The organism is Nocardiopsis aegyptia (assembly GCF_013410755.1).
GTDB classification, from domain to species: Bacteria; Actinomycetota; Actinomycetes; order Streptosporangiales; family Streptosporangiaceae; genus Nocardiopsis; species Nocardiopsis aegyptia.
This window is the reverse complement of record NZ_JACCFS010000001.1, coordinates 2,720,543-2,736,496: the sequence shown is the minus strand read 5'-3', so window position 1 is coordinate 2,736,496 and position 15,954 is coordinate 2,720,543. Positions and strand designations below refer to the sequence as shown.

Genomic DNA, 15,954 nt, shown 5'->3' with positions numbered 1-15,954 from the left:
CGCCTGCAAAACCGCAATACTACGGCCCATGGCGTCAAGTACCGGACAACCAGGAGCCGTCAGCCGCGAGACCTACTGGAAGCGGCGTGCCTTCGTGCTGGTCGGGATGATGCTGGTGTTCGCGGTGATCGCGTTCGCCTGCCGTCCCTCGTCCGGGGACGACGGCGATCCGAGCCGGTCCGAAGCGGGCGCCGAACCCTCGGAGGCGGCCTCTCCCAGTGTCCCACCCGAGGAACCCTCCGCGTCCGAAAGCGAGGCGCCCGAGGAGGACGAGGACGCTGGGGCGGACGAGGACGCCGAGGGTTCCGGTGACGGTGAGGGCGACGAGGAGGAAGGCGGCTCAGGGTCGGGCGGCGGTTCCGGTGGCGGTTCCGGCGAGGTCGCCGCTCCCGAGCGCCCGGAGGACCCCTGCCGTCCCCAGGACGTCGTGGTGACCTTCGACTTCGCCTCCTCGGACAAGGAGACCTACGGCGCCGGTGAGGAGCCCGGGTTCCGGATCACGGTGGTGAACACCGCCGAGCAGACCTGCACGGTCGACGTCGGTCCCGAGGCCCTGGAACTGCGCATCCACTCCGGCGACGACCGGATCTTCTCCACCGCGGACTGCGTGGAGGGCTCGTCCGCCGAGCAGCGCCAGCTCAGCCGGGGCGTGCCGCACGAGTACACCATCACCTGGGAGCGGGTGCGCTCGTTCACCGACTGCCGCGACGACAGCCGCGCGGCGGCGGTCGGCTGGTACCGGGCCAACCTGCACGGTGACTACGCCGGGGACCCCGACCAGCTGGCGTTCCAGCTCAAGGCCTGAGCCCCGCGCGCGATCCGGCACACCCACGACCCCGTCCACGCGGCGGGGTCGTCGTGTGTGCGCGGACGCCGGTGACGCGGTGTTCGGCCGGAGCGGGCGATATCGAGCTGACTGTTCGGTAAAGAAGAATTTTTCTTACCGAATGCCCATGTGAATGGCCCTGATGCGCGGCAAATGTCTAGTTTGCGACGTCTCATGGTCTGGACAGTGGGTCACTTCGTCCTTACGCTTCGTTGTGTCCCACAGCCCATCGACGTGCTGGAGAACACTCGTGAGACGTTCGGTCGCCATCATCACCGGAACCGCCGCCGTGCTCGCCTTGGGGCTCGCCGCCCCCGCGCAGGCGTACGACACCGGAACCGCCGCCCACTACACCCTGCAACTGGCCGTCGGCCAGCGCGAGACCCCGCGCGAAGCCACCCTCACGTGCGGGCGGACGGCCGGGGGCACGCACCCGAACGCCGCCGAGGCCTGCGAGCTGATCGCCGAGGCCGGCTCCGTCGAGGCCGTCATGGTCGACCCCGGCGGCGTCTGCACCCTGGAGTACCTGCCGCACGAGGTCACGGTCTCGGGCGGGGAGCAGTACTCCGAGGTGTTCGGCAACAAGTGCCGGATGACCACGGCCAAGGGTCCGATCTTCGACTTCTGACCGCCGGGTTCGGCCCGGAGGCCGGGGCGCGGGCGCGGGGGCGTCCGCGCCGCCCCTCACCCGTCCTGGGAGCGCCCGCGCCGCCGCGCCACGCGGACCAGCGCCTCGCTCAGCTCCTCCACCTCGTGCGTGCGGATCCCCGGGACCGGGTCCCCGAAGTGCTTGGGGACGACCGCCTCGGTGAACCCCAGGCGCTGGGCCTCGGCGACGCGGCGGCGCACCCCGTTGACCGCGCGCACGTCCCCGGCGAGGCCGACCTCGCCGACGGCGATGAACCCGCGCGGCAGGGCGACGTCGTTGTTGGAGCTCGCTGCGGCCAGGGCCAGGGCCAGGTCGACGGCGGGCTCACCGAGGCGCACACCGCCCACGGTGGAGGCGTAGACGTCCATGTTGGCCAGCCGCATCCCCGTGCGCTTCTCCAGGACCGCCAGGATCATGTTCACACGTGAGGTGTCCAGGCCCGAGGTGGCCCGCCGGGGCGCGGGCAGCGGAGTGGGCGCGACCAACGCCTGCACCTCGGTGATGAGCGGCCGCCGCCCCTCCAGTGTCACCGTGACGCAGGTGCCCGGGACGGGGTCCGTGCGCTCGGTGAGGAAGAGGCCGCTGGGGTCGGGGAGGCCGACGATGCCGGACTCGGTCAGCTCGAACACACCGATCTCGTCCGTGGGCCCGTACCGGTTCTTCACCGCGCGCAGCAGGCGCAGCTGGGAGTGGCGCTCGCCCTCGAAGTGCAGCACCACGTCCACCAGGTGCTCCAGCATGCGGGGGCCGGCGATGGACCCGTCCTTGGTGACGTGGCCGACCAGGACGGTGGCGATGCCGCGCTCCTTGGCGATCTGGATCAGCGCGCCGGCCACCTGCCGCACCTGGGTGACGCCGCCCGGCACGCCCGTGGCGTCGGGGGAGACCATCGTCTGCACCGAGTCGACGACGAGCAGCCGCGGGGCGACCTCGTCCACATGGCTGACCAGGGAGGCGATGGAGGTCTCCGCGGCCAGGAAGAGCTTGTCCGACAGCGCGTTCAGCCGTTCGGCGCGCAGGCGCACCTGACCGGCGGACTCCTCGCCGGTCACGTACAGGACCGGGCCCTCGGCGGCGCGCTTGGCGGCGACCTCCAGGAGCAGCGTCGACTTGCCCACGCCGGGCTCGCCCGCGAGCAGGACCACGCCGCCGGGCACGGCGCCGCCGCCCAGGACCCGGTCGAGTTCGTCGACGCCGGTGGGGACCGCCTCGGCGCTCTCCACGCTGATCTCGGTGATGGGCCGCGCGCGGGAGGTGACCGGCGCGGCGGCCACGGAGGCGGCGGCCGGGGCTCCGGCCTCCTCAACCGTGCCCCAGGCCTGGCACTCACCGCAGCGTCCCACCCACTTGAGGGTGCTCCAACCGCAGTCGGAGCACCGGAACGTGGACTTCGCTGCTTTGGCCATGGTCGACACGGTATCGGCCGGAGCCGACAGGCGCGGTGGCCTCGGCGGGAACCGGGGCGGTGACGGTCGTGGGACGACGGGACACGTGAAAGTTACCTACGGGTTAGGGCGACCGGCCCGTAGGTCGTGTTACAGAATCACTACAGGGCGTGTGCGCCCCCGCTTCCGACGCCCTGACGTGAGAGGAAACCGCGTGTCCCGTACCGATCTGGCCCCCCACGCCCGTTCCGTCCCCCGCACCGTTCGCCGCAGCCTCGTCCCGCTGGCCGCGGCCGCGCTGGGCCTGTCCCTGGTCTCGGCACCCGCCGCCGCCGAGACCGGGGAGGCCGCGTTCGAGCACTACGTCGCCCTCGGCGACTCCTTCACCGCGGGTCCGCTGATCCCGCCGACCGCGCCCGGCTCCGATCCCCGGTGCCTGCGGTCGGGCGCCAACTACCCCCACCTGGTCGCCGACGCCCTGGGCGTCGCCGAGTTCACCGACGCGAGCTGCTCGGGTGCGGTGATCGCCGACCTGAGTGAGCCCCAGCACGAGGACCTGACCGACGTCCCGCCGCAGTACGACGCGCTCACCCCGGAGACCGACCTGGTGAGCGTCGGGATCTCCGGCAACGACCTCGGGTTCTCCGAGATCTTCGTGCGCTGCGCCAAGCTGAGCCTGCGGAACCCGCTCGGCAGCCCGTGCGCGAACCACTACGGCGACACCCTGGACGGCCGCGTGGAGGAGCTCCGCGACGACGTCGCGGGGGTCTACGCCGAGGTCGGCGAGCGCAGCCCCGACGCCACCGTGCTCGCGGTCGGCTACCTCCAGATCCTCCCGGAGAGCGGCGGCTGCTGGCCGACCATGCCGGTCGCGCGCGGTGACGTCGCCTACCTGGACGCGCTGCAGACCTCGCTGAACACGATGATCGCGGAGGAGGCCGGGGCCGCCGGCGCGGTCTACATCGACGTCCTCGAACGCGGCCACGACGTCTGCGAGCCCGCCGGGGACCGGTGGGTCGAGGGCGTGGTGCCGGAGAACACCGCCTTCCCGGTCCACCCCAACGAGGCGGGGATGGCGGTCACGGCCGACCGGGTCCTGGCCGGCCTCGGCGTCGCTCCGGCCGAGGTCTGAGGCCGCCTCGGCGGTGACCGGGTGTGACGTTCGACGGTGACCGAGCGCGACCGACGGAGGTGGCCGAACGCAAGGTAACGCCCGGTTTGTCCGCCGACTTCACTCAGGCTTTACCTTCCTTGGGTACCGATTAGACTACACAGAGTGATTTCTCTTGCTGTTTGTGTGACGAATGGTGATGGATGAGCGCGGGGCCGATGCCCGTCACGGGCGCCGGACTCGTCACCTGACGTCACCATGAAGGGGAATCCTGTCATGCGAACACAGCGAGAGTGCGAGCGAACTGAGGCCTGTCGTCCCACCGAGAGGGGGCGGCAGGCCTCGCCCGTAGGCCGGTCCGGGCCGCGCGCGGCGGCCGTGGCGCTGGCCGTCGTCGCGGCGCTGGCCGCCGGGAACGCTCCGGCCCTGGCGCAGCCGGCCGCCACCGCCGCCACCGCCGCCACCGCCGCCATCGCGGTACCCGCGTCCCCGGCCGCCGGCGCGGAGGGGGAGCGGATCCACCAGGCGCTGTCCTCCTCGACGGTCGAGGAGGCCATCGACGCCGCCGAGTCCCACAAGGGCAAGCCCTACGCCTGGGGCGGCACGGGGCCCGACTCCTTCGACTGCTCCGGACTCGTCCAGGCGTCCTTCCGCGAAGCCGGGGTGCGCCTGCCCCGCATCGCGCAGGACCAGGTGAACTCGGGGACGCGCATCTCCTACTCCCGGGCCGAGCGCGGCGACCTCCTGTACTGGACCGACAACGGCGGCTACGCCTACCACGTGGCCATCTACCTCGGCGGCGGACGCATGATCGACGCTCCGAGCTCCGGCCGCCGCATCGGCGAGCGGGCCGTGACCCACTACAACCTCGCCGGAGCGGTCCGGCTCTGACCCCGGCCGTGCCCCTGACCCCGGCCTCAGTACCGCTTCCACCAGAGGTTGACCGCGTAGTCGACCGACAGCCCGTGGTGCGCCCCGATGATCTCGGCGGCCAGAGCGGAGGGGAACTCGATCCGTACGACCGCCTCGAAGGCGCGGCGGTCGGCGAAGGACCAGCGCATCGTCAGAGCCTCACGCGTGAACCCGTGTGAGGACCAGAACCGTTCCACGGCGGCCGGGTCGTACCTCGGCAGCGACCGCCGGAACCACGCGCCGAACGTGGAGCGCGTCGCGTCGTTGTCGATGACGAACGCGACCCCGCCACGGCGCATCACCCGATCCAGTTCGATCAGACCGGGCTCACACCCGGGACCGAAGAAGTAGGCCCAGCGGGCGTGCGCGACCTCGACGACGGAGTCGGGGACCGGCAGCCGCTGGGCGGTCCCGGCCAGGACCCGGACGCGATCCAGGCCCCGCACCCGGGCGCGCGCGGACTCCGCGAGCCCCGGGTGCGGTTCCACGCCGGTCACCCGCCGGGCGCGCGCGGCGAATCCGGGCAGGTGGTATCCGGTGCCGCAGCCGATGTCGAGCACGTGGGCGTCGTCGACCGGGCGGATCCGGTCCATCGCCGCGGCGAGCACCCCGTCGGGGTCCACGGCCTCGTTCTCCAGCTCGTAGGTGCCCGGATTCCGCCAGATGTTGGGACTGGGGATCGCGTCCCGGGGGATCGCACCCGTACCTCGTGCCACGTCCGTACTCCCTGCCCACCGCCGTGTCGTCGGTCGAACGTACTCGACAGGGGGCGGCGCGCCGGGTTCGCGCGGGCGGTAGGCACGAAGGGGACACGAGCGCATAGTCTGGGTCCCGTGAGCCCTATCCAGGTCCCAGACGCACCCGTCGTCCTGTCGTCAGCGTCGGTCTACCCGGAGAAGACCCCGGCCGCCTTCGAGATCGCGGCGAAGCTGGGGTACGACGGCGTGGAGGTGCTCGTCTCCTCGGACCCAGCCAGCCAGGACATCGACCTGCTGCGCCGCCTGTCGGACTACCACGGCGTACCGGTCACGGCCGTCCACTCGCCCTGCCTCGTCCTCACCCAGCGGGTCTGGGGGCGGGAGCCCTGGGGCAAGCTCGTGCGGTCCAAGGAGATGGCCGAGGCCCTCGGCGCGAAGACGATCGTGGTCCACCCGGCCTTCCGCTGGCAGCGCGAGTACGCCCGCGAGTTCGAGGCGGGCGTCGCCCGCATGCAGGAGGAGACCGACGTCGCCTTCGCGGTGGAGAACATGTACCCGGTGCGGGTGCGCGACCGCGAGGTGGTGCCCTACGCGCCGAGCTGGAACCCGCTCGACCGCGACTACCCCGACGTCACCCTGGACCTCTCGCACACCGCGATGTCCGGCTCCGACGCCATGGACATGGCCAAACGGCTGGGCGACCGGCTGTCCCACGTCCACGTGGCCGACGGTTTCGGCGGCCAGAACCTCGACGAGCACCTCATCCCCGGGCGCGGGCGCCAGCCGGTCGCCGAACTGCTGGAGCACCTGGCCACGACGGGATACGAGGGGCAGCTGGTGCTGGAGGTGAGCACCCGCAAGGCCGCGGACCGCCAGGCCCGCCTGAGGGAGCTGGCCGAGGCGCTGGCGTTCACCCGGCTGCACTTCGCCCGGCCCACCGGGTCCGAGCACGCCTCCCACGACCGCCGGGAGCGGATCGGGCTGCTGCGCCGCCCGTCGGCCGCGCGCCCCCACCTGTTCGAGGTGGACCGCCGCGGGACGGTGGACGACACCGGTCCCGTCGACGGCGGAGAGGGGACCGACGGCGGGGACGGGACCGGCCGCGGCGACTGACCGTCCACAGGGTGGGACGCGGTGTCCACGCGGCACCTCCCGGGCCGTTAGCGTTGGGGGTGAACCGCAGAGAGGACCCTTCATGATCGCGATCATCGGTGCCGGGAAGATGGGCGAGGCCCTGCTCGCCGGAATGCTGGCCAAGGGCCACGCGCCGGGGGACGTCCTCGTCACGGAGCCGCGGGTGGAGCACGCCGGGGAACTGCGCCGGCGGTACGGGGTGGAGGTGGTGCCGGCCCAGGACGCCGCCAAGCGCGCCGACACGCTGCTGCTGGCGCTCAAGCCGCAGGACATGCTCGCCCTCCTCGACGAGATCGGCCCGCACGTGGGCACCGACCGCCTGGTGATCTCGGTCGCGGCCGGACTCACCACCGCGGTGATGGAGAGCCACCTGCCCGCGGGCGTGCCCGTCGTGCGGGCCATGCCCAACACCCCGGCGCTCATGGGCCAGGGGATGACCGCGGTGGCGGGCGGCGCCCACACGGGCGCCGCGCACCTGGACCGCGCCGAACAGCTGCTCGGGACGGTCGGCGAGGTCATCCGGGTCGGCGAACAGCACATGGACACGGTGACCGCGATCTCCGGGAGCGGACCCGCCTACTTCTACTTCATCGCGGAGACGATGATCGAGGCCGGCGTCGCGATGGGGATGCCGCGCGCCACGGCGCAGAAGCTCGTCGGGCAGACCATCACGGGCGCCGCCGCGATGCTCGCCGAGTCCGGTGAGCACCCGGTCGTGCTGCGCGAGGCCGTCACCTCGCCCGGCGGGACCACGGCCGCCGCCCTGCGCGAGTTGGAGCGGCACGGCGTGCGCACCGCGTTCACCGACGCGATCGAGGCCGCGCGGGACCGCAGCCGGGAGCTCTCCGGGAGCTGACCCCGCCGCCCGTGCGTCGTGGCGGGAGTCGCCGGGCGGCCCTCCGACCGCCCAGGTCGCGGACTTGGATGCTCGCCGTAGCCGTTCGGTTGATGGCCGGGATCGGACGCGGGGTGGGGAAATTCGGGCGGAAGCGGGTGGGTACTGTGCATAGGGGGTGCCCTGCCGGATACCGTCCGTGCACCCTCGTCCCCGCGTATCTCCCATTCCCCAGCCGACCCAGGGTCCTCCATGACGAATCCTCCTTCCCCTTCCGATCCCCAAGAGCCGCAGGGAGGCCCTCCGCCCGGCGGTACACCCGCTGACGGAACTCCGGCGGGCGGCGTTCCCGGGCAGCCGCAGGGCGGTACCCCGGCGGGCGGCGTGCCGGGACAGCCGCAGGGCGGTACTCCGGCCGGTGGCGTGCCGGGACAGTTCCAGGGTGGGCCCCCGGCGGGCGGTTTCCCGGGGCAGCCCCAGGGCGGTACCCCGGCGGGCGGCGTGCCCGGACAGCCGCAGGGCGGCACCCCCGCCGGCGGATTTCCCGGGCAGCCCCAGGGCGGGATGCCGCCGCAGGGGCCGCCCCCGCCCGGCGGCATGCAGCAGGGCGGCATGCCCTCCGGACCGCCCCCGGGCGGGATGCCCCCGGGCCAGCGGCCCCCCGGTCCCCCTCCCGGCGGCATGCCCCCGGGCACGCCTCCCGGTGGAATGCCTCCTGGCGGGATGCCACCCGGCGGGATGCCATCTGGCGGGATGCCCCCGGGCGGCATGCCTCCCGGGCAGTTCGGCGCGCCGCCGCCCCAGCCCCGCCCGCCGCGCATGGGCATCCTGAAGTCGCCGTCCGCGATCCGCACCGCCGCCCTGAACGCCTCCGGCCTGGGCGCGGGCTACTTCTACCTGCGCCAGTGGCCCTTCTTCGCGGGCGCCCTCATCGTCACGGTGGGCCTGCTGGTCACGGCGGCCATCATCGGCGCGGCCGACAACCTCCTGCTGTGGGTGCCGATCTTCCTCGTGTGGTTCGCGGCCGCGGCCGTGCACGGCCTCTTCGCCGGGCGCGCCCGTGACGAGCGGGCCGTGACCCGCGGCGAACAGCTCCCCAAGAGCCCGATGCCGTTCCTGGCCGCCGGCGGGCTCGCCGTCGCCGTCGCCGCCTCCCTGCTCAGCGTGTGGCAGGTCGGCGAGTGGCAGCTGCGCGTGGCGAACGCCGCGCACGCGCGCGGCGACTGCGACAGCGCCATCTCCACCTACGAGCGCGTGGGCAGCGGCTTCCAGCTCTCCCTGTCACCCTCCCTGATGCAGCGCTCGCGCGACGGGATCGCGGCCTGCGAACTCCTGCAGACGGCACAGGGCGACGTCGACAACGAGGAGTACGAGCAGGCGCTGGACTCCTACGCCACCTACTTCGCCCACCACGCCGCGGAGTGGGAGGACACCGACGGCGAGGTCGCCGACATCCACCTGTCCTTCGCCGACGGCCTCAAGCAGGACGCGGTCGAGGGGTACACCGGCGTGGTCAACGACGAGTACCGCGACAACCTCCAGCGCGCCCACGAGATCTACACCGTGATTCCGCGGGACTACGACGGCACCGCCGCCGCCGGCGAGGTCCCCGGCGCCCTGGCCGACCTGTACGACGTCGGCACCAGCGACTACGCCGACGAACTGTGGTGCACCGCCCACGAGCAGATCGCCGTCTTCGAGGGACTCGCCTGGGACGCGGCCCCCGAGGTCACCGAGCGCATCGACGCGGAGTACCCCGAGTCCGCGCGCCAGTGCGGCTGGGCGGAGGTCGACGGCGGCGACGCCACCACGGCCGAGACCATGACCGACTTCCTCACCGCGGAGTACCCCGACTACGAGGCCGACGACGTCGAGGACCTGGTCCGCCACGTCGGCGCCGCCCACATCGAGGAGGAGATGGACACCCTCACCGCCCTCGGCGAGAACGACTGGGGCGGCGAGCGCACCGGCGACAGCGGCAACGACAAGGTCGTCATCGAGGTCGTCAACAACTCCCCGCACGAGATGCGGTTCCTCTACGTCGGCCCGGACGGCGTCCACGGCGAGGTCGTCACGGACGCGTGCGAGGACTGCGAGGAGTACACCTCGCCGCCCACCGGCAACTCCTGCTTCGACGACGGCGACCGGATGACGGTCGAGCTGGAGCCGGGCGAGTACCGGCTGCTGCTCACCTCCAGCGGCTCCGGACTCTTCCAGTCCCGGCCCCTGCACGGGACCGTCGACATGGACGCCGGCTACAAGCAGGAGTCCTGCTTCTACGTGATGTCGAACAACTGACACCACCGGCCCGGTGCGGTTTCCGCCCGCACCGGGCCGACCCCGGGTTTCGGCCCGGAGGCCCGTCTTGCGTACTGTGTGCTTCGGAGCACGCACACCTGGAACGGGGGTCACCACATGGGAGGGCGCACGTCCTGCTCGCTTCGGGTGGCATGGGACGACGGACTCACCGCCTACGACTTCGGGCCCCAGCACCCGATGGCGCCGATCCGCGTCGAGCTCACCATGGCCCTGAGCCGCGACCTCGGCGTCCTGGACGCGCCCGGCGTCGGCCTGCTGGACGTCGAACCCGCCTCGGACGAGCTGCTCTCGCTCGTGCACGACCCCTCCTACATCGAGGCGGTCAAGCGCGCGGGCAAGACCCTCGAACCCGACGACGCCCACATGCTCGGCACCGCCGACAACCCCGTCTTCCCCGACATGCACGACGCCGCCGCCCTGATCTCGGGGGCCTCCGTGGCCGCGGCGAAGGCGGTGTGGACGGGCGAGGCCTCGCACGCCGCGAACATCGCCGGCGGCCTGCACCACGCCATGCGCGGCAACGCGTGGGGCTTCTGCGTCTACAACGACCCCGCCCTGGCCATCGCCTGGCTCCTGGAGCAGGGGGCGAAGCGCATCGCCTACGTCGACGTCGACGTCCACCACGGGGACGGCGTCCAGCGCGCCTTCTACGACGACCCGCGCGTACTCACCATCAGCCTCCACGAGTCCCCGGCCACCCTGTTCCCCGGGACCGGCCAGGCCTCGGAGACCGGCGGCCCCGGCGCGGAGGGCTACGCGGTCAACGTCGCGCTGCCCGCCGGGACCGGCGACACGGGCTGGCACCGGGCCTTCGACGCCGTCGTGCCGCCGCTGCTGCACGAGTTCCAGCCCGAGATCCTGGTGACCCAGCAGGGCTGCGACACCCACGCCCTGGACCCCCTGGCCAACCTCACGCTCAGCGTCGACGGGCAGCGCCGCGCCTACGCCGAACTGCACCGGCTGGCGCAGAAGACCGCGGGCGGCCGGTGGCTGCTCTTCGGCGGCGGCGGGTACGGCCTCGTGCACGTCGTGCCGCGCGCCTGGACCCACCTGCTCGCCGAGGCCGCGGGCGCGCCCATCGACCCCGACTCCGAGACCCCGCAGAGCTGGCGGGACTTCGTGCGCCGTCGCACCGGCGAGATGGCGCCGCTGTACATGACCGACGGGCGCGAGGTCTCCTTCTCCCCCTTCGAGGAGGGGTACGACCCCGGCGACCCCGTCGACCGGGCGATCAACGCGACGCGGACCGCCGTTTTCCCCAGCCACGGGATCGATCCCAGCCTCTGAACCCGCCGATCGGTGAATTCACCGGGATTGGGCGTGGCGCGCGTCCAGCGGGTAGGAAGAGGTTGAATACCGGGCGAACAGGAGCAGGCGTCGTGGTGGACGCACGGCGTGGCGCACGCTCGCTGCGCAGACGAGGAAGGGGAACGCCGGTGACGCCGCCGACACGCGCTGAACTCATCACCTATCTGGTTCGCACGGGGATCGCGGGGCACGTCGACACCCCGCGCCAGAACAATCTGCGGCATTACCGGCGCCTGGTCCAGAAGGACCCCTATCACCAGTTCGGCCTGACCTTCGCCCACGACTGGACCTTCTCCGAAGTCCTCGCGCTGATGAACAAGCGCTGCGGCGTGGTGGGCGACGAGGAGTACGTGTGGGGGATCGACACCATCGACCCCGACCTCACCGTGGACGCGCTGGAGGCCTTCGCCGACCGGCTGGCCCTGGCCGCAGAGCGCCGCGAGCGGGTCATGTTCGCCACCGGCCACCCCACCAAGCTCCGCGAGACCTACCGGGAGTGGAAGGACGCCCTGGCCGCGCGCGGCTGCGAGGTCGTCACCGCGGCGGGCGGCTACTCCTACGAGGTGACCACCGAGCGCCCGCCCAACCGGCGCATCGTGGTGTGGAAGGACGACGTCGCCATCGTCACGGACGGGCACCTGTCCCGCCACAGCCACCACCCCTTCGCGATGCGGGCCATCCTCGCCGACCTCGCCGAGCGGGGACGGGCGTGGCCGCAGTTGGTCATCGCCGACCACGGGTTCGCGGGTGCGGCGGGGGAGGCGGGAGTGCCCACGATGGGCTTCGCCGACTGCAACGACCCGGCTCTCTTCCTCGCCGAACACGAAGGGAAATTGCTGGTCACCGTGCCTTTGGACGACGGATATCTGACCGAGGACTACGTGCCGCTACGCCAGTACGTGATGGCTCGCGCGGGTCTCATGTGAGCAGGGCCGACCATTTATACCCACCTTTAAACCTCATCCGCCCCGTCGGCACCGTATATCCCCGAAGACAGTACAAACAGGCTTTCGCTCAAGGGAACTCGGCCCTACTCTGAAAACGGACGTGTCAGTAGTGACAGCATGACACGCCGGCGTGGCGTAGGAACGGGCAAGACCGGGGTCGCTCTTCTTTCGGCTCCACGCTGGGCTGACCGGTAGACAATGCTCACGTCCGGGAAATGAGGGCGTCGGAAGATGAACGCGAGTAAGCCTCCTCTCGAAGAGGTCAGGTTCCTGACCGTGGCCGAGGTCGCCACGATCATGCGTGTGTCCAAGATGACCGTTTACCGAATGGTGCACTCGGGAGTTCTCCCCGCGATTCGCGTGGGGCGTTCCTACCGGGTTCCCGAACGAGCCGTGCACGACTACCTCCGCGAAGCCTTCGTCGAGGCTGGTTGATCAGGGCCGGGCCGACCGGGGCCGGGCGACACGCCGGGCCCCCGGTCTGCTGACTCCAGAGGCGCTCCACCTCGCCTGACGCCGCCTCGCTCGCACCTGCCATGGTCGGAGCGACGGGGCGGCCGAAGGGTCTCCAGGGCATCTACTACACTTTGTCGTTGTTGTGGTCCGCCCTGTTCACGCCCTGTTTCGCGAGGTCCCCTCGATGCCCAGTACCAGTGCCGGCCCGCGGCTCCGATCGGCACGCCCGATGGCGGTCGCCCTCGCGGCCGTGCTCGTCCTGTCCGGCTGCGCCGGCGGCAACGAGATCCAGAACGGCGGCGCCGACGACCGGTTCATCTCCGGCGACGGCAGCTCCACCGTCTTCGAGGGCGCCGACCGCGTGGAGGTGCCCGAGGTCTCCGGCACCAGCCTGGACGGCGACGAGATCGCGCTGAGCGACTACCTGGGCGAGATCGTCGTCCTCAACGTCTGGGCGAGCTGGTGCGGCCCCTGCCGGGCCGAGCAGCCGGTCCTGGACGAGGTGCACGCCGAGTACGCCGACCTGGGCGTGGACTTCCTCGGCGTGAACATCAAGGACGACGAGACGGCCGCCCAGGCCTACGCGGAGCACCAGGAGATCCCCTACCCGAGCCTGTACGACCAGCCCGGCGAGATCCCGCAGGCCTTCCGCGACACCGTGCCGCCCCGCTCCATCCCCAGCACGCTGATCATCGACCCCGAGGGGCGCATCGCCGCCCGCGTGATCGGACCCACGACCTACGGCCAGCTCACGGACCTGCTGAACCCGGTGGTGGTCGAGTTCGACCTGGGCGATCCCGAGGAGCGGCCCCGGGTGGCCGAACAGGAGGCCGCGGAGACCGACGGCGAGGCCGACCCCGAGGCGTCGGAGGGCGCCGGGGAGCCCCAGGAGACCGGGGAACCCGCCGAGGGCGCCGGTGACGACGCCAACGCCGGCGACGGCGGCGGGAACGGGGACTCCGACTGATGGACGCCATCGGCACGACCGTCCTGTCCGGCTCCCTGCTGCTCGCGGCGCCCCTGGCCCTGGCCGCCGGGGTGGTCTCCTTCCTCTCCCCGTGCGTCCTGCCGCTGGTGCCCGGCTACCTCTCCTACGTGACCGGGATGAGCGGCGCCGACATGCGCGCACGCGCGGAGGCGGGCGGCGGCACCGCCACGGCGACCGCCGTCGACGTCGACACCGAACTGGCCGCGCGCCGCTGGACCATGGTCGCCGGCAGCACGCTGTTCATCGCGGGCTTCACCCTCGTCTTCGTCGCCGTCGGCGGCTTCATCGGCTGGCTCGGCGACATCCTCATCGACTACACCGACCCCATCACCCGGGTCCTCGGCGTGGTCACCGTCGTGCTGGGCCTGGCCTTCATGGGCGTCCTGCCCGGCTTCGCCCGCGAGTTCCGCATCCACCGCCTGCCCCGGGCCGGCCTCGCCGGAGCACCCCTGCTCGGCGTCCTGTTCGGGCTCGGGTGGACCCCCTGCATCGGTCCGACCCTCGCCGCCGTCCAGACACTGGCCTTCGTCGAGGGCGGCGCCGGCCGCGGCATGCTGCTCTCGCTCGTCTACTGCGTCGGGCTGGGACTGCCCTTCGTGCTCGCCTCGCTGCTCTACCGGCGGGCGCTGGGCGCCTTCTCCTGGCTCAGGAACCACACCCGCACGGTCACAGTGGTCGGCGGCGCCATGCTCGTCCTCGTCGGCCTGGCCATGGTCACCGGCCTGTGGACGCAGCTGACCGTCGTCATGCAGGGCTGGGCCGCCGACTACCAGACGGTGATCTGATGACGACCGCACAGACCGGAACCGCCGCGGACGGCGACGCGCCCGAGCGGCCCGAGCGGCCCGCGGGGCCCAAGGGGCTCGGCGTCATCGGCTGGGCCCGCTGGGCCTGGCGCGTCCTGACCTCCATGCGCACCGCGCTGATCCTGCTGTTCCTGCTCGCGGTGGGCGCGATCCCCGGGTCGGTCCTGCCCCAGAACGTGGTCAGCGTCGACGAGGTCGACACCTACTTCCAGGAGCACCCGGACCTGGCCCCCTGGCTGGACCGGTTCTCCCTCTTCGACGTCTTCTCCTCCCCCTGGTACGCGGCGATCTACCTGCTGCTCTTCGTCTCCCTGGCGGGCTGCGTCCTGCCGCGCGCGCTGGCGCACGCCCGCGCGGTGCGCGCCCGGCCGGTGCGCACACCGCGCCACCTGGGCCGGATGCCCTACTCGGCTCGGTTCAGCACCGACGCCGAGCCGGAGGCCGTCCTGGAGCGGGCGCGCGGCGTCCTCAAGGGCTACCGGATCGAGCGCTACGGCGACTCCCTGTCCAGCGAGACCGGCTACCTGCGCGAGGCCGGCAACGTCCTGTTCCACCTGGCCCTGCTGGGCCTCCTGCTGGCCCTGGCCGCCGGTGCGTTCTTCGGCTACCGGGGCAACATGCTCGTGGTCGAGGGGGACGGGTTCGCCAACACGCTGCCGTCCTACGACGCCATCTACCCCGGCCACTGGACCGACACCGACCGGTTGGAGCCGTTCTCCTTCCACCTGGACGACTTCGAGGCGTCGTTCATCGAGGACGGCGACCTGCGCGGCCAGGCGTCCTCCTACGTCGCCGACCTGACGTACAAGGAGTCCCCGGAGGCGGAGGAGGGACAGCACCGGCTGGAGGTCAACCACCCGCTGACGGTGGACGGCGTCCAGCTCTACCTGCTGGGCCACGGGTACGCCCCCGAGTTCGTCGTCCGCGACGCCGAGGGCGACGTCGTCTTCGACCAGGCCGTCCCCTTCCTGTACCGGGAGACGGCGACCTTCACCTCCGACGGCGTGGTCAAGGTGCCCGACACCGGGGGGGAGCAGCTCGGCTTCGTCGGCGTGTTCCTGCCCACCGCGGCCGAGAACGAGGCGGGCGAGCTGATCTCCACCTACCCGGACGCGGACGATCCCGCGGTCACGCTGCAGGGCTACCGCGGCGACCTCGGGCTGATCGACCCCCAGTCGGTCTACCAGCTGCGCACCGAGGGCATGGAGGAGCTCGGGGCGTCGCCCACGCTGAGGGTCGGGGACACCTGGGAGCTGCCCGACGGAGCCGGATCGATCACCTTCTCCGGCGTCAAGGAGTACGTCAGCCTCCAGAGCAACCGGGACGGCGCGCGGCTCCCGGCACTGACCGCGGCGACGCTGGCGGTCGGCGGGCTGCTCATCACGCTCTTCGTGCGCCCCCGGCGCGTGTGGGTGCGCGCGACCCGGGGGGAGGACGGCCGCACCAGCGTGGAGGTGGCCGGACTCGGCAAGACGGAGGCGGCCGGCGACAACGCCGAGTTCCACGAACTGACCACGCGACTGGCCGGACGGCTGCGGGCCGACTCCGGCGGCGCTACCCCTGACGAGAAGGAGTGACCG

At 72.2% G+C, this 15,954-nt stretch carries 15 protein-coding genes; 13 read left to right on the top strand and 2 right to left on the bottom strand.

What is annotated here, in order from left to right:
- Positions 1 to 109 precede the first annotated feature (109 nt).
- Together HNR10_RS12200 and HNR10_RS12195 are read left to right on the top strand one after the other, a co-directional pair.
- Complete coding sequence (locus HNR10_RS12200) at positions 110 to 805, top strand: hypothetical protein (protein ID WP_179829688.1); 696 nt, start codon at positions 110 to 112, stop codon at positions 803 to 805.
- Between the two features lie 271 nt (positions 806 to 1,076).
- Positions 1,077 to 1,454 carry an SSI family serine proteinase inhibitor gene (locus HNR10_RS12195; protein WP_312889222.1) on the top strand — a complete coding sequence of 126 codons (378 nt, stop codon included), beginning with the start codon at positions 1,077 to 1,079 and terminating at the stop codon, positions 1,452 to 1,454.
- Between the two features lie 56 nt (positions 1,455 to 1,510).
- Here the strand turns inward: HNR10_RS12195 and radA are convergent, their stop codons facing one another.
- Positions 1,511 to 2,881, bottom strand: coding sequence for a DNA repair protein RadA (gene radA, locus HNR10_RS12190; RefSeq protein ID WP_179823230.1), 1,371 nt, complete (start codon positions 2,879 to 2,881; stop codon positions 1,511 to 1,513).
- 193 nt (positions 2,882 to 3,074) lie between these two features.
- Here radA and HNR10_RS12185 point away from each other — a divergent pair, with 193 nt between their 5' ends.
- A complete protein-coding gene (locus HNR10_RS12185; protein ID WP_312889221.1) occupies positions 3,075 to 3,992 on the top strand; it encodes an SGNH/GDSL hydrolase family protein in 918 nt (305 codons plus the stop codon).
- Between the two features lie 255 nt (positions 3,993 to 4,247).
- The gene (locus HNR10_RS12180; RefSeq protein ID WP_179823226.1) at positions 4,248 to 4,862 is read left to right on the top strand and encodes a C40 family peptidase; all 615 of its coding nucleotides are present in this window, start codon (positions 4,248 to 4,250) and stop codon (positions 4,860 to 4,862) included.
- Between the two features lie 26 nt (positions 4,863 to 4,888).
- Here HNR10_RS12180 and HNR10_RS12175 read toward each other — a convergent pair whose 3' ends face one another.
- A complete protein-coding gene (locus tag HNR10_RS12175; protein ID WP_179829687.1) occupies positions 4,889 to 5,506 on the bottom strand; it encodes a class I SAM-dependent methyltransferase in 618 nt (205 codons plus the stop codon).
- Positions 5,507 to 5,716: 210 nt separating this feature from the next.
- Between HNR10_RS12175 and HNR10_RS12170 the strand changes: the two genes are divergently transcribed.
- The 9 genes from HNR10_RS12170 (at position 5,717) to resB (ending at position 15,951) form a co-directional block, all read left to right on the top strand.
- Positions 5,717 to 6,694, top strand: coding sequence for a sugar phosphate isomerase/epimerase family protein (locus HNR10_RS12170; RefSeq protein ID WP_179823224.1), 978 nt, complete (start codon positions 5,717 to 5,719; stop codon positions 6,692 to 6,694).
- Positions 6,695 to 6,776: 82 nt separating this feature from the next.
- On the top strand, positions 6,777 to 7,571 hold the full coding sequence (proC, locus tag HNR10_RS12165) for a pyrroline-5-carboxylate reductase (protein WP_179823222.1): 795 nt from the start codon (positions 6,777 to 6,779) through the stop codon (positions 7,569 to 7,571).
- Between the two features lie 747 nt (positions 7,572 to 8,318).
- Positions 8,319 to 9,848, top strand: a complete 1,530-nt coding sequence (locus HNR10_RS12160; RefSeq protein WP_179823220.1) for a DUF1109 domain-containing protein — start codon at positions 8,319 to 8,321, stop codon at positions 9,846 to 9,848.
- A 147-nt stretch (positions 9,849 to 9,995) separates the two neighbouring features.
- Positions 9,996 to 11,156, top strand: a complete 1,161-nt coding sequence (locus tag HNR10_RS12155) for an acetoin utilization protein AcuC (protein WP_179829686.1) — start codon at positions 9,996 to 9,998, stop codon at positions 11,154 to 11,156.
- A gap of 149 nt (positions 11,157 to 11,305) precedes the next feature.
- On the top strand, positions 11,306 to 12,103 hold the full coding sequence (locus tag HNR10_RS12150; protein WP_179823218.1) for a phosphatase: 798 nt from the start codon (positions 11,306 to 11,308) through the stop codon (positions 12,101 to 12,103).
- A gap of 252 nt (positions 12,104 to 12,355) precedes the next feature.
- Positions 12,356 to 12,559: a helix-turn-helix domain-containing protein gene (locus tag HNR10_RS12145; RefSeq protein ID WP_053616995.1), complete on the top strand. Its 204-nt coding sequence runs from the start codon at positions 12,356 to 12,358 to the stop codon at positions 12,557 to 12,559.
- Between the two features lie 205 nt (positions 12,560 to 12,764).
- Complete coding sequence (locus tag HNR10_RS12140; protein ID WP_179823217.1) at positions 12,765 to 13,547, top strand: TlpA family protein disulfide reductase; 783 nt, start codon at positions 12,765 to 12,767, stop codon at positions 13,545 to 13,547.
- Complete coding sequence (locus HNR10_RS12135) at positions 13,547 to 14,353, top strand: cytochrome c biogenesis CcdA family protein (protein WP_179823216.1); 807 nt, start codon at positions 13,547 to 13,549, stop codon at positions 14,351 to 14,353. Before HNR10_RS12140 ends, HNR10_RS12135 begins: the two co-directional genes overlap by 1 nt.
- Positions 14,353 to 15,951, top strand: a complete 1,599-nt coding sequence (gene resB / locus HNR10_RS12130; protein ID WP_179823214.1) for a cytochrome c biogenesis protein ResB — start codon at positions 14,353 to 14,355, stop codon at positions 15,949 to 15,951. The genes HNR10_RS12135 and resB overlap by 1 nt, the downstream gene beginning before the upstream one ends.
- Positions 15,952 to 15,954: the final 3 nt, after the last annotated feature.